This is a genomic window from Pseudohoeflea suaedae, assembly GCF_004354915.1.
GTDB classification, from domain to species: Bacteria; Pseudomonadota; Alphaproteobacteria; order Rhizobiales; family Rhizobiaceae; genus Pseudohoeflea; species Pseudohoeflea suaedae.
Genome location: NZ_SMSI01000001.1, coordinates 689299 through 703288 on the forward strand (window position 1 = coordinate 689299; position 13990 = coordinate 703288).

At 64.3% G+C, this 13990-nt stretch carries 13 protein-coding genes and 1 tRNA gene; 11 read left to right on the forward strand and 3 right to left on the reverse strand.

The window, feature by feature from the left end; genetic code table 11:
* Nucleotides 1-112: 112 nt before the first annotated feature.
* Together E2A64_RS03210 and rbsK are read left to right on the forward strand one after the other, a co-directional pair.
* On the forward strand, nt 113-1828 hold the full coding sequence (locus tag E2A64_RS03210; RefSeq protein WP_133282983.1) for a cupin domain-containing protein: 1716 nt from the start codon (nt 113-115) through the stop codon (nt 1826-1828).
* A 281-nt stretch (nt 1829-2109) separates the two neighbouring features.
* Nucleotides 2110-3030 (forward strand): ribokinase, encoded by a 921-nt coding sequence (gene rbsK, locus E2A64_RS03215; protein WP_133282984.1) that lies wholly within the window; start codon nt 2110-2112, stop codon nt 3028-3030.
* Nucleotides 3031-3037: 7 nt separating this feature from the next.
* Here rbsK and E2A64_RS03220 read toward each other — a convergent pair whose 3' ends face one another.
* A complete protein-coding gene (locus tag E2A64_RS03220; protein ID WP_133282985.1) occupies nt 3038-4396 on the reverse strand; it encodes a hypothetical protein in 1359 nt (452 codons plus the stop codon).
* Between the two features lie 288 nt (nt 4397-4684).
* On the opposite strand from E2A64_RS03220, the gene E2A64_RS03225 reads away from it, so the two are divergent.
* From E2A64_RS03225 to E2A64_RS03260, 8 genes are all read left to right on the forward strand, one after another.
* Nucleotides 4685-5644: an NAD(P)H-dependent flavin oxidoreductase gene (locus E2A64_RS03225; protein WP_133282986.1), complete on the forward strand. Its 960-nt coding sequence runs from the start codon at nt 4685-4687 to the stop codon at nt 5642-5644.
* Nucleotides 5645-5762: 118 nt separating this feature from the next.
* A tRNA-Thr gene (locus E2A64_RS03230) sits at nt 5763-5838 on the forward strand.
* A 47-nt stretch (nt 5839-5885) separates the two neighbouring features.
* Entirely contained in the window at nt 5886-6356 is a 471-nt protein-coding gene (locus E2A64_RS03235; RefSeq protein ID WP_244598127.1) for a RusA family crossover junction endodeoxyribonuclease, read from the forward strand.
* Complete coding sequence (locus E2A64_RS03240; RefSeq protein WP_133282987.1) at nt 6356-7024, forward strand: HepT-like ribonuclease domain-containing protein; 669 nt, start codon at nt 6356-6358, stop codon at nt 7022-7024. The genes E2A64_RS03235 and E2A64_RS03240 overlap by 1 nt, the downstream gene beginning before the upstream one ends.
* A gap of 252 nt (nt 7025-7276) precedes the next feature.
* Nucleotides 7277-8047 (forward strand): glucose-1-phosphate cytidylyltransferase, encoded by a 771-nt coding sequence (gene rfbF, locus E2A64_RS03245; RefSeq protein WP_133282988.1) that lies wholly within the window; start codon nt 7277-7279, stop codon nt 8045-8047.
* Nucleotides 8044-9192, forward strand: a complete 1149-nt coding sequence (gene rfbG / locus E2A64_RS03250; RefSeq protein ID WP_244598130.1) for a CDP-glucose 4,6-dehydratase — start codon at nt 8044-8046, stop codon at nt 9190-9192. Before rfbF ends, rfbG begins: the two co-directional genes overlap by 4 nt.
* Nucleotides 9189-9743, forward strand: a complete 555-nt coding sequence (locus tag E2A64_RS03255) for a dTDP-4-dehydrorhamnose 3,5-epimerase family protein (RefSeq protein ID WP_133282989.1) — start codon at nt 9189-9191, stop codon at nt 9741-9743. Before rfbG ends, E2A64_RS03255 begins: the two co-directional genes overlap by 4 nt.
* A gap of 8 nt (nt 9744-9751) precedes the next feature.
* Entirely contained in the window at nt 9752-10978 is a 1227-nt protein-coding gene (locus E2A64_RS03260; protein ID WP_133284236.1) for a class I SAM-dependent methyltransferase, read from the forward strand.
* A gap of 59 nt (nt 10979-11037) precedes the next feature.
* Here the strand turns inward: E2A64_RS03260 and E2A64_RS03265 are convergent, their stop codons facing one another.
* On the reverse strand, nt 11038-12183 hold the full coding sequence (locus E2A64_RS03265; RefSeq protein ID WP_133284237.1) for a DegT/DnrJ/EryC1/StrS family aminotransferase: 1146 nt from the start codon (nt 12181-12183) through the stop codon (nt 11038-11040).
* Between the two features lie 133 nt (nt 12184-12316).
* Here E2A64_RS03265 and E2A64_RS03270 point away from each other — a divergent pair, with 133 nt between their 5' ends.
* On the forward strand, nt 12317-13171 hold the full coding sequence (locus E2A64_RS03270; protein WP_133282990.1) for a D-amino-acid transaminase: 855 nt from the start codon (nt 12317-12319) through the stop codon (nt 13169-13171).
* Between the two features lie 8 nt (nt 13172-13179).
* Here the strand turns inward: E2A64_RS03270 and E2A64_RS03275 are convergent, their stop codons facing one another.
* Nucleotides 13180-13968, reverse strand: a complete 789-nt coding sequence (locus tag E2A64_RS03275) for an SDR family oxidoreductase (RefSeq protein WP_133282991.1) — start codon at nt 13966-13968, stop codon at nt 13180-13182.
* Nucleotides 13969-13990 lie beyond the last annotated feature (22 nt).

Genomic DNA, 13990 nt, shown 5'->3' on the forward strand with positions numbered 1-13990 from the left:
CCGCGCCGTATCCCTGTTTTCTCGCCCGTAAAATCCGGTGCCGGCCCCGTTGTTATCGGCGCGGGAAAGCCTTTTAACTGTATGAACTGAATTTGCAGACAGGTGCGGCGCCATGAACGAGTTGGATACCGGGGTCTTGAAGACGAGGGGTTTCTCCCGCCCGCTCAGATTGCTCACGCCGGAGCAATGCATGGTGTTCATGCGCCACTGGCGCGCGGTCGAGAACCGGCAGGCCAAGGGATGGGAGAGCAAGCTGGTGGCGCTCGGCGATCCTGTTTTCCACGATATCGCGACGCGTCCGCAACTGCTTGAGCTGCTGCGCGCAGCGCTCGGGGACGACGTCGTGCTCTGGGGAGCATCGGTGCAGGTCCGCGAACCGGGCCAGGAGCACCGCTGGCACTCGGACGCCGAAACATGCGGCGGCGACGGCTACGCATCGGTCTGGATCGGGCTGGAGGGCACGTGCCGGGAAACCTCGCTGGCGATGATTCCCAAGTCCCATCTCTACGGCGTCTCGATCCAGCAGGCGAAGGCTGAAAAGGGCAGCCGGGCCGCCTCGGATGCCGAACTCCTGAAGCTTGCCCAGGCATTCGACGCGGCAGCGCAGATCGAGCAGCCCGATGTTGCCGACGGCGAGGCGCTGCTGTTCGACGGTCGCCTCTGGCACGGATCGTACAACGCCTCCGACACGGTCCGCTATGCGCTGCTTCTGCAATATGCGCGCGCCGACATGGTGGTGAAGACGCCGGAGCGCTACGACTGGCCGTTCGCCTACCGCGAGGAACTGCCTGCGGTCCTGCCGGTTCTGGGGGCCTGCGCGCAAGCCGGAAACCCGCTGGCACCTCCGCCTGCCGATCCCGCGGCCTTCCGGACGCTGCCCGCCGTGCAGCATCAGTTGCCGATGCCGCTTGCGGGTGACCGCAAGAAGGGGTGGAAGCCTCACGAGATCGCCGAGGGTCGCACCGCCAATCTCACCTTTAATCATTTCCATGCCTCGGTGCTCGAACCCGGACACAGCCCGCATCCCCCACATGCTCACGTCGAGGAAGAGGTGCTGATCGTTCTCGACGGAACGGCCGAGCTGTTGCTTGGCAGCGCCGATCCGGAGCAGGCGCAGGTGCACCATGCGAGGCCCGGTTCGTTTTCCTGGTACCCGGCCTATTTCCCCCACACGATCCGCAATATGTCGGATCGCCCCGTCACCTACCTGATGTTCAAATGGTACGGCCCGCCGATCGAAACCGCCCGTCAGGCGCAGGGAGGCACGGTCAATTTCGGATCGCCGGTGCCCGGCAGCGAGCCGCTTCCGGCCAAGGGCATGCGGTCCGAGCGGGTCTTCGAGCAGCCGACGGCCTATCTGACGCGTCTTCACGCCCATGTCACCGACATCGATCCGGGCAGGGGATACGGCATGCATGCCGACGAGCACGACGTCGCGATTATCGTCTTTTCGGGCAGCATCCGCGCCAATGGCGTGGTTCTGGAGCCGGGCGGCGTCTTCTATTTTCCGGCGGGCGAGTTGCACGGCATGGAGAATGTCGGGGCCACCCGCGCCCGCTACCTCGTATTCGAGTTCCATGGCGGCACTCCGGATTTCGCGCGCGCCACCGAGACGATAGACCGGACGCGCCGCACCGGCACGAGCTTGCGGCGGACCCCTGCTTTTGTGGCCCCGGTGAAGCATCGCACGGACGGCAAGCATCGGCCGTGGATCAGCCGTGTCGTCAACCGGATCGGCAAGGCCGTCTCGGCGCCGCTGAACCGCAAGATCGAGCGGGTCGTCGATCGTCGCCTCGCCGAACTCGGGGGGCAGCCACCCCGGCGCTAGAGATGCGCGCGGCAAAGCCGGTTCTGTGCCGATGCCGTCCCGTCGCGCCGGAAGAGGACGACCTGTTCGGCAAATGGTCCACTCCCGATGCGTTCAGGGGTATATCGCATTGCGAAGCCCGCTCGCCTCTTTCGCCGGCAGCGGCGAGCGGCCCGCGCTATTGACCCGCCGACCTTGTGGCGCTCGCTTGCGATCTGGCCTAGAATCGTCGTCTAGGAAAAACGCGTCGGCGACGAAACACCGGCGAAGCAAGAAGTAAGCAAGAAAGAGGAAACAGGGCCATGTCCAGGGTCGTTGTTCTCGGTGTTTTCAACGCCGATGTCGCCTTCCGTGCCGATCGCCTGCCGAAGATGGGCGAAACCATTCACGGCAAGAGCTTTCACCTCGGGCCCGGCGGCAAGGGATCGAACCAGGCGGTCGCCGCTGCCCGTGCCGGTGCCGACACCCACATGATTACCCGTCTGGGCAAGGACGCCTTCGCCGAGATGGCGCTGGAGATCTGGCGCGACGCCGGCGTCACCCCGGTCATTACCCGGCATGCCGACAGATCGACCGGCTCGGCCTTCATCTTCATCGAGGAGCATTCCGGCAACAACGCGATCATCATCGCGCCGGGGGCCGCGGCCTCGATGACCAATGCGGATATCGACGAGCGCGCGAAACTGATCTCGGAAGCCGACGTCTTCGTCACCCAGTTCGAGCAGCCCATGGGGCCGGCTCACCATGCGCTCGAGATCGCCCACAAGGGGCGGGCCATCACCGTGCTCAACCCGGCGCCGGCAATGGACATGCCCGAGGGCATGCTGGCATTGTGCGACTATGTCACCCCCAATGAGAGCGAGGCCGAGGCGCTGACCGGCATCAAGGTCGTCTCGCTCGATGACGCCCAGCAGGCCGCGATGGCGCTGGTCGCGCGTGGGGCGGGGGCCGCGATCCTGACGCTCGGCGAGAAGGGTGCGCTGTTCCATAACGGCTCGGAAACGGTTCATGTGCCGGTGATGAACGCCGGCGGCGTGGCCGATACGTCGGGCGCGGGCGACGCGTTCAATGGCGGGCTGGCTGCGGCACTGGCGCGGGGCAAGGCGCCCGAAGAGGCGCTGCGCTTCGCCGCCGCGACGGCCGCGATTTCCGTCACGCGCCATGGCACTGCGCCCTCCATGCCGAGCGAAGCGGAAATCCAGGCGCTGCTCGCGCGGAGCTAGTTCGTACTCAGTTGGCCGGGCGGATGCGGATGCCGAACAGCTCGACCGCCCGGCTGTTGCCGCCGACATCGCTGTTGATCGAGATCGTGCCGCCGGAATTGGGGGCCATGGCGCGGGTGAAGTCCACCTCGATCAGCGCGTCGCTGGCCTGGCTTTCGGCATTGAAACGCCTGCGGCCGCAATCGCCCATCGTGCCGAAATCGCATGTGACGTAGAACGCCGTCGGCTGGTCGCCCGCCGCCCGCACGGTGAGCGCGATCACCGAGGCGCGCCCCGCCAGTTCGTTGAGCGCGGCGGCATCGATCGGCAGCGCCACTTCGCCGTCTTCGCCGGGGCTGGCCGAGGTCACGACGATAGCCCGGCCGTTGCCTGCCTCGGTGAATTCCGCGCTGGCCAGGCTCCCGGTGGAGATCGCGTCATTGTCGCGAGGCGCGTAGATCGTCGTCCAGTTCCCCGAAAAGCCGCTTTCGGGATTGAGCCGGCGCGGACCACTTCCGTCGCCGCTGAAATCCTCGGAACTCACGGTCGGCGGCGGATTGGGCACCGAGGTGTCCCAATCCGGATCCAGCGCGCCGGTGGAGTAGAGCCACCATACGCCCATGCCGAGGAAGGACAGCAGAACGAGGCTCGAGAATGCCGAGGCAAACCGGTGCTTCTCGCGCCGGCGCGGCTTCTTTCCCTTGACAGGTTCCGCGTCCGGTTGTGGCGTCTTGTCCCTGCGCGAAAAGATGCTCGACCGGCGGGCATCGTCCTCGCCCTGCGCACGGCGCGGCGGGGGCAGGGTCAGGCCGTCGTCGACGGGCATTGCTTCCGGCCTGTCGCGGATGATCTCCGGGGCGGTTTCGGTCCGGTGTGGCGCGGCATGCGCCGGTGGCTCCTGCCGTTGCTGCCCGCGGGAACCGATGTCGATGCGTGGCGCACGCTCGGCCGGCGCGGCGCGCTCCTCGGCCGGCGAGAAGCTCAAGTCCGGCTCGGCGTGTCCGGTGCGCGGCGCCGTGCCGGAAGCTGCGGGGGCCAGATCTACTGGCGACGGATCTGTGGGTGCTGCATCGATGCGGATATCAGGCGTGCGCTGCGGTTCAGCCGGCCTATCGTCGATCGAAGGGGCGGTCCCGTTACCGTCCGGCTGAGCCGCCGGCGCCACATGCGGCGCGCTCATCGGCGCCTGTCCCTGATATTCGCGTTCAATGACGGAAATCAGGTCCTTCAGCCGGCTCACCTGCGGGCGGACCAGTTCGGGATTGGTAATGCCGCGAGTTTCGAGATTGCGGATGAGCGCGTCATGCGCTGTCCTGTAAATCCGGGCGCGTTGCGTTTCGTCCGGGTTCTCGACCCGGCTCAACGCGTTGCGGATTGCCGCTTCCATTCCCTTCAAATCCGCTTTCCTTCTGCGCGCGCTGTCTCTGCTACCAGAGAAAAAGCAGCGCCACGGGCTCGGGTTCCTTGCTGTGGGTTAACGTTTCGCCCCCGAAAAGACAAGACTTGTCCCCCCGTGATACCTGCCGGGACGGGCCGTCACCCGATCTCGCGGGCGGAGATATGGCACCATCGGGCGGCCCGTAATTTTCCGGAACGGCTTTCGCTGTGCGTCAAGCTCTGCTATCAATTTTGACGTTCGCGTAAAGGTAAGAGCAATTCGTGTGGGAGGAACTTCATGACACTGCCGGCCATTCTCAAGGACAATCTTCGCCTTCCCGTGGTGGCCTCGCCGCTCTTCATCATCTCCCATCCGCCGCTGGTCATGGCCCAGTGCAAGGCCGGCGTGGTCGGCTCCTTCCCGGCGCTCAATGCGCGGCCGGAATCCCAGGTCGACGAATGGCTGGCCGAGATCACGGAAGGGCTGGCCGACCACGATGCGAAGAACCCGGACAGGCCGGCGGCGCCCTTTGCCGTCAACCAGATCGTCCACAAGTCCAACGCCCGGCTCGAGCACGACCTGACGATGTGCGTGAAATACAAGGTGCCGATCGTCATTTCCTCGCTCGGTGCGGTGCCGGAGGTCAATGCCGCCGTCCATTCCTATGGCGGGATCGTGCTCCACGACATCACCACGGTGCGCCATGCCCATTCGGCGATCAACAAGGGCGCCGACGGCCTTATTGCCGTGGCGGCCGGCGCCGGCGGCCATGCCGGTCCGCTCTCGCCCTTCGCGCTGGTCTCCGAAATCCGGGAATGGTTCGACGGGCCCTTGCTGCTTGCCGGCTCCATCTCCACCGGCGGCGGCATTCTGGCGGCCCAGGCCATGGGCGCGGACATGGCCTATATCGGCTCGCCCTTCATCGCCACGCCGGAGGCCCGCGCCGTCGACGACTACAAGCAGATGATCGTGGAGTCCGCCGCCAAGGACATCGCCTATTCCAACTATTTCACCGGCATCCACGGCAACTATCTCAAGGGCTCGATCACCAGGATGGGGATGGACCCGGAAAACCTGCCCGAGGCCGATCCGACGAAGATGGATTTCGGCGCTGCCGCGACCGGCGCCAAGGCCTGGAAGGAAATCTGGGGCTCCGGCCAGGGCATCGGTGCGGTCAAGGAAATCCGGCCGGTGGCAGACCTCGTCGCCCGCCTGGAGCGCGAATACCAAGCCGCGCGCGGGCGTCTGGCCCTGTAATTCCGCTTTCCGCTCGAAACCCGGCGGCCGCCTGTCGATTGCCGCTTGAATTCGCCGCCCGATCACGCTATCAGCCCGGCAGTCCACGCGCCGGGTGATTTTTCCCCGCGCCGGGCGGGCCGCTTTAGCTCAGGTGGTAGAGCACATCATTCGTAATGATGGGGTCGCAGGTTCGAGTCCTGCAAGCGGCACCAGTTTTCTTGTAATTGCACAATTTATGTAGAAAAATTGAGTTGCAGTGATGCCGCTACTCGATAGTTCTTCGCCATTCTTGCTTTCTCTCGGTGGGAGCCAGATCATAGAGATCAATTTTCCAATTGAATTCTTGGTCGAAGGGACTCCTGTGTCCTTGCAGGCGAAACGTTCAGCGTCCCTTGTCGAGTGGCGCGATCGGGTTAAAGGCGCGAGTACACATGCTATTCCTTCGCCTCACTTCGCATCCGATGAGAGAATGGCCGTAACCGTTTACTATTTCCCCGCTGAGCGAATGCAGGGGGATATCGATAACATCGTGAAGCCAATTTTGGATGCTCTATGCAGGCATATCTACATAGACGACAATCAGGTGGAGAGGATCGTGGTTCAAAAATTTGAGCCGAGGAATGTTTATACATTTTCGGCGCCTACCTCGACCCTTGCTCAGGCTTTGGACGCCAGGCCTCCGATGGTTTATGTAAAGATTTCGACCGATCCTCACGAGGAGCTTGTGTGATGTCACAGACCACCGAGATGGATGTACTGGAGCAATTGCTCCCGCAGCTTCGTGCCGATGGCTATGATGTCTACCTTCATCCTAATAAGCCCCTTATCCCTGGTTTCTTTGAGGATTTTACACCCGACGCGATTGCGTTGAGGGGGGACCGAAATCTGGCCATCGAAGTCAGGGGCGGCTCCTCGAGCGAGGCCAAAAAGCTAAGGTCGATCCAGGAGCGTTTCGTTGGGCACAACGACTGGGAGTTAAGGGTCATTTGGCTGCCATCTGATGGAGCCGAGGTGGCCTTCGAAGTATACGGGCCTGAGAAGCTCAAACTGCGATTAAAACAGATTGAGAAACTTGTTTCTGATGGTCAGTTCGAACCTGCCTTGCTGCTCGCGTGGGCGACCTTCGAAGCGACCGCTAGAGCAGTGGCGGCTCATCGCTTCACTCGACCGCAAACACCAGGCAGAATTGTTCAGGAGCTGGCAGCATCAGGGGTTCTGACCCCGACGGAGGCAGATCAACTTCGCAAGCTTGCAGATAAACGCAACCGATTAATTCATGGGGATCTTCAAGTCCAAGTTGGAGAGGACGAGGTGAGGCAATTCGGCGAAGTTCTGTTGGCGCTGGTGGACGAGTTGCCGGCAGATGACCAAGGCCTGACAAGAGGTGCGTTACTTTAAAGCTCTCAGTTTTACCTCCCCACCAGCCTCGCATCAGCTTGCCCGCTTATCCTCCGGCCACACGCCACAGGGATACGTGCGCCCGGCCATGAGCTCTTGCAACCGAACAGCTTTCTCTCCAGCCCGCCCCAACCGGCCCGGCTTCATCCCGGGCGGGCTTGCACGCGGCATGGGTCCTGACGGGCCGGTCATGGTGCATCTGGTGGCCGCGCGTTTCGGCGAGGGGATCAGCCGCGCACGGAGCATGAAGCCGTGAAGGCGGTAATCCTGGCGGGCGGGCTCGGGTCGCGGCTCGCCGAGGAAACCCATATCAAGCCCAAGCCCATGGTGGAGATCGGCGGCCGACCGATTCTCTGGCACATCATGAAGCTCTACCACGCCCACGGCATCCGCGATTTCGTCATCTGCTGCGGCTTCAAGGGCTATGTGATCAAGGAATATTTCGCCAATTACGCGCTGCACATGTCGGACATGACCTTCGACATGGCCGAGAACACGGTCCACTTCCACAAGCAGAACGCCGAGGACTGGCGGGTGACGCTGGTCGACACCGGCGAGACGACGCTGACCGGCGGACGGCTCAAGCGCGTTGCCCCCTATCTGGAAGGGGAGGCGGACTTCCTGCTGACCTATGGCGACGGCGTTGCCGATCTCGACATTTCCGCCACGATCGCGTTCCACCGCAGCCATGGCAAGCTCGCCACCATCACCGCGGTCCATCCGCCGGCCCGCTTCGGCGCGTTGCAGCTCGATGGCGACCGCGTGGAAGGCTTTATCGAGAAGCCGGCCGGCGAGGGCGGCTTCATCAATGGCGGCTTTTTCGTCCTCTCCGCGGGCGTGCTTGATAAGATTGCCGGCGACCAGACAAGCTTCGAATCCACTCCCCTGATCGAAATGGCGAACGAGGACGAGTTGCGCGCCTATTTCCATCGCGGCTTCTGGCAGCCCATGGATACGCTGCGCGACAAGAACACGCTTGAAGCGCTGTGGGACAATGGAAAGGCGCCGTGGAAATGCTGGTGAAACGACGCAATCCGGCTGCCTCCGGTCGCCCCGAGGGGTTTCCCGATCCGGGCTTCTGGCAGGGTCGCAAGGTTCTCCTGACCGGCCATACCGGCTTCAAGGGCGCTTGGATGCTCGAATGGCTGGAAGCCATGGGCGCGCATGTCACCGGCATGTCGCTTCAGCCGGAAGGCCCGGTTTCGCTCTTCGAGGGCCTGCATGGCACGGCGCGGCTCGAAGGCGAGATCACCGATATCCGCGACGAGGCCGAAGTCGCCCGCAGGGTGGCCGGGATCGAGCCGGAGATCGTCTTCCATCTCGCCGCGCAGTCCCTCGTCCGGCGTGGCTATGCCGATCCGCCGACGACCTATGCGGTCAATATCGGCGGCACGCTGAACGTTCTCAAGGCCGTTGCAGACGTCGGTTCCGCCCGCGCTGTCGTGGTGACGACCACCGACAAGGTCTACCGGAACGACGGTAGCGGCCGTGCCTTCGTCGAGACCGATCCGCTCGGCGGCGAGGATCCTTATTCCAGGTCCAAGGCGATCTGCGAGATGGTCGTGTCCGCCTATCATGATCCGCTCGAGGCGCTGGGCTGCCGCGTGGCTGCCGCCCGTGCCGGCAATGTCATCGGAGGCGGCGACTGGGCGGCGGACCGTCTGATCCCCGATGCCGTTCGCGCCTGGGGCCGCGGCGAGAAGCTGCAGGTGCGCCGGCCCGATGCCACGCGCCCCTTCCAGCATGTGCTCGAACCCCTCAGAGGCTACATGGTGCTGGCCGAAAAGCTCTGCGGCATCGCGCGCTGCGCGCCGGCCTATAATTTCGGCCCGTTCGAAGCGGGCGCCAAAGTGCGCGACGTGCTCGATCTCGTGGCCGGCCATTTCGATGGCGCGGCCATTGCCTATGCGGACCGCATCGAGGGTCTGCACGAAGCCGGAACCCTCTCGCTCGATCCCTCTCTGGCCGCCCGCGATCTCGGCGTCGCCCCGGTCTGGTCGCTGGAGGAGGGCATCGCCCACACCGCGACCTGGTACCGCAGCTTTGCCGACGGCGCCGATCCCCGCGATCTCTGCCTCGCCGACCGCATGGCCTATTTCGCCGCGCTGCTGAAAGCCGGGCATTCGAGGCAGGCCGATACTCCGGACGGAAACGCGGAGGTGGCATGAGCCTCGATATCGTGCAGCTTGCGGATGGCGGGGCCGACGGCCCGGCGCTGGTGCGGCGCGCGCCCTTCCGCGATGGCCGCGGCCAATTCTCCCGCCTGTTCGCGCGCGAGGAACTGGCAGCGGAAGGGCTCGGTTTCGAGATCGTCCACGTCAACCATTCGGCTACGATCGGCAAGGGCACGATCCGCGGCTTTCATTATCAGAAACCGCCGCATGGCGAGATCAAGCTCGTCTCCTGCATTCGCGGCGCCGTGCTCGACGTGGCGGTCGATATCCGCCCCGGCAGCCCGCGCCGTTTCAGGGCCTTATCGGCCGAACTGTCCGCCGGGAACGCCACGGCAATGCTGATCCCGGACGGTTTCGCGCACGGCTTTCAGGCGCTGACTGAGGAGGTGGAGCTCATCTATCTCCATTCGGCCGCCTATGTGGCCGATGCCGCCGACGGCTACCGCTTTGACGATCCGGCGATCGGTTTCGACTGGCCGCTCCAGCCGGCCAATCTCTCCGAGCGCGACCGCAACTGGCCGCTGACAGGCGAGCGCGCCCGATGACGGCGTCCATGTCATGCCGCCACTGCGGGGGAACGCATTTCGTTCCGTTTCTCGATCTCGGCCATGCCCCGCCGTCGAACTCCTATCTGTCCGGACCCGCGGCGATCGCAGCCGAAAAAACCTATCCGCTGGTCATCCGCACCTGCACCGGGTGCTGGCTGACGCAGACCGAGGATTTTGCCGACCGGGAGGAATTCTTCTCGGCCGATTATGCCTATTTCAGCTCGTTCTCCACCTCCTGGCTCGAACATGCGCGGGCCTATGTCGAGGCCATGCGGGCACGGTTCGGCCTCGGCGCACACAGCCTCGTCTGCGAAGTCGCGGCCAATGACGGCTATCTTCTGCGCCATGTGAAGGCGGCCGGCATTCCCTGTTACGGCATCGAACCGACCGCTTCGACGGCGCGCGCGGCCCGCGCTCTGGGCATCGATATCGTTGAGGCGTTTTTCGGCGCGCAGCTGGCGGGCCGGCTGTCCGGCGACGGAAGGCAGGCCGACCTGATCGCCGCCAACAATGTGCTGGCCCATGTGCCGGACATCAACGATTTCGCCCGCGGCTTCGCGCTTCTCCTCAAGCCCGAGGGCGTGGCGACCTTCGAGTTCCCCCATCTTCTCGAGATGGTGCAGGGCAGCCAGTTCGATACCGCCTATCACGAGCACTATTCCTATCTGTCTTTGCTGGCTGTCGAAGCGGTGTTTCGCAGTGCGGGGCTGCGTGTCTTCGATGTTGAAACCACCCCCTGGCACGGCGGCAGCCTCCGCCTCTTCGCCTGCCGGGACGGCGCCTCACATGCGCAAAGTCCTGCCGTTGCGGCGATGCGGACGCGTGAAAGCGAAGCGGGTATGGATCAGCCCGGCTTCTACACCGGCTTTCAGGCCGAGGCCGGGCGCGTGCGCGACGAGTTCCTCGCCTTCCTCGCCGATGCGCGGGCCGCAGGATGGCGCGTGGCCGCCTACGGCGCGGCAGCCAAGGGCAACACGCTCCTCAACTTCGCGGGCGTGACGGCGGAGGATATCGCCTTCGTCGTCGACCGGAATCCCGCCAAGCAGGGCCGGCTCCTGCCGGGCTCGCACATCCCCGTCGTGGATGAGGCGTACCTGATTGCCCGGAAGCCTGACCGGGTGGTGATCCTCCCGTGGAACATCGAAACGGAAATCCGGAGCCAGCTTTCCTGTATCGCAGACTGGGGTGGGAAGTTCGTGACGGCCGTGCCCAAGTTGACGGTTCATCCGTAAGTCAAGGCAAACACAAGAGGGGCGCCCGGAATCCCGCCGCGAGCCGGAGGGAGACGAAATCAGCGCCGGCGATTGCGCAATTTGCGGATGACGCTCGCCACGCGGTCCTGATCGCCCTCGCTCATGTCGTGATAGCTCGGCAGGTTGATCGCACGGTTCGGGATGTCATGCGCATTGATGGTCGCGGGATCGTCCTCGAACATCGGCAGCGATGAGAGCGGCCAGAAGAACACCCGCGCGTCGATCGCTTCGGCCCTGAACGCGTCCATCAGCCTTTCGCGCGTGATGCCGGTATCGGGCGCAAACACCGCTGTCGGCATCCAGTAACCGTTCGTGGTGCCTTCCGGTTCGGCATTCAGCGTCACGCCGTCGAGATCGCCGAGAAGCGACTGATAGCGCGTCATGATCCGCCGCTTGCCGGCAATCAGCTCGGCGATCCGCTCCACCTGCGCGCAACCGATCGCCGCCTGGACGTTCGCCATCTTGAACTTGTAGCCGGTCACCGTCGGGAAGAACTGCCGCGGCTCGCACGCGTCGCGCCCATGATTGGCGAGCTGGTCGACGCGGGCCGCAAGCTCCGTGTCGCTGGTCGCGAACATGCCGCCTTCGCCCGTCGTCACCGTCTTGGTGCCGTGGAAGGAGAAGGTGCCGAATGTCCCCATCGAGCCGGCGCGGCGCGCGCCCCAGGCAGAGCCGATCGCTTCCGCCGCATCCTCGATGATGGCGATGCCGTGTTTCCGGCCGATTTCGCCAAGCGCGTCCATGTCGCACATCGAGCCGTAGAGATGCGTGGCGATGATCGCCTTGGTGCGCGGCGTGATCGCGGCCTCGGCGAGCGCCGGGTCGATGCACCAGGTATCGGGCAGAATGTCGACGAAGACCGGGGTCGCGCCGAGATGGACGATCGGCGCGGCGGTGGCGATCCAGTTCGTATCCGCCAGTATCACCTCGTCGCCGGGGCCGATGCCGAGTGCTGCAAGCCCCAGATGCATCGCGCCCGTGCAGCTCGATGTCGCAATGGCGCGCCCAACGCCAAGATGGGCGGCAAAGCCCGCCTCGAAACGATGGATGTAATCATAGCAGCGCGGCCCCCAGCCGTTGCGCGCCGCATCGGTCGCATATTCGACCTCGAGGTCGGAAATCGAGGGGCGCGTATAGGCGATTGGCGCCGGCTTGTCGTCGTCTCGGGTGTCGGAAGCGGTCATGATGCAGCCATCGGTTTTGTCGCGCGCCACCCTAGCGGCCCGAACCTGCGCGGAGATTGCGGTGCGCGCGTTTTTGCCTTGGCTCGCACGCCGCAAAAGTGGCAAGAGAGAGGAAGCAGAACAGGAGACTTCCATGCGCACAGTTTATGTGAACGGCGAGTATGTGCCGGAGAACGAAGCGAAGATCTCGGTATTCGACCGGGGTTTTCTCATGGCGGACGCGATCTACGAAGTCGCAGCCGTGCTCGACGGCAAGCTCACCGACTTCCCGGCCCATATCAAGCGGCTTCACCGCTCGGCCGGTGAGCTCGGCATGCGCGTGGATGTTTCCGACGACGAACTGCTTGAAATCCATCGCGAGCTCATCCGCCTGAACGGCGTCGATCAGGGCATGGTCTATTTGCAGATGACCCGCGGCGCCACCGATCGCGACTTCGTCTTCGACACCGATGCGCTGACCCCGTCGCTCGTCCTGTTCACCCAGAAGAAGGAGCTGATCGACACCGGTGTCGCCAGAAACGGCATGAAGGTCATTACCGTCGAGGACAAGCGCTGGGGCCGTTGCGACATCAAGACCACGCAGCTTCTCTACCCCTCGCTTGCAAAGATGGAAGCCAAGAAGGCCGGCGCGGACGACGCCTGGCTGGTGCGCGACGGCGAGATCACCGAGGGCAGCTCCAACAACGCCTATATCGTGACGAAGGACGGCGCCATCGTGACCCGTCCGCTGTCAAACTCGATCCTGCCCGGTATCACCCGCGCCACCCTGATCGCCTATGCGGAAGAGACCGGCACCAGGATCGAGGAGCGCGTCTTCACCGTGAAGGAAGCGCACGAAGCCGCGGAAGCCTTCATCACGTCCGCTTCGGTTTTCGTCGGCCCGGTCGTGTCCATCGACGGCGTTCAGCTGTCGGATGGAAAGCCGGGGCCTGTCACCACAAGGCTGCGCGAACTCTATATCGCCGAGAGCCGCAAGCGCCTTCTCTAGGCTAAGCGTCAGACGGAGCGGATCGCCCCGCCGTCACAACGGATCTGCGAGCCGGAAATGTAGCTCGCCCGCTCCGAAACGAGAAACGCACCGACGGAGCCGAATTCGTCGGTGCGGCCATAGCGGCCAGCCGGAATATCTGCCTTTGCCGCTTCGGACACAGCAGCTACATCGCGGCCGGTGCGCTCGGCGTTGGCCGCGTCGAGCTGCTTGAGCCGGTCGGTCTCGATCCGTCCCGGCAGCAGCATGTTGAAGGTCAGGCCTTCGCCGCTCAGCTCGTTCGCCATCGACTTCGACCAGCCGACGAGCGAGGCGCGGATGGCGTTCGAAAGGCCGAGATTGGGGATCGGCTGGATGACGCCGGAAGAGGCGATCGTCAGCACCCGGCCCCACTGCCGCTCGCGCATTTCGGGAATGACCAGCCCGGCCAGTTCCATCACCCGCAGCACCATGACTTCATACTGCTTGCGCACGACATCGACGTCCGCTTGGTACATCGCACCCGGAGGCGGGCCGCCGGTATTGTTGACGAGGATGTCGATGCCGCCGAGCTTCTCGCGGCTCTGCGCGACGAGTGTCTTTGGCGTTGCCGGATCCGAGAGGTCGGCGACGATCCCATAGGCCGTGCCCGCACCTTGCGCGTTGATGGCGTCGACTTCGCTTTTCAGCTTGTCGCCGTCACGGCCGGTCATCACCACGTCGGCGCCTTCGGCCGCGATCGCCTGCGCCACGCTCAGGCCCAGCCCGCGTGAGGATGAAAGCACCAGCGCGCGTTTCGATGTCAGTCCGAGATCCATGGGTGTTCTCTCCTTGTCTGCG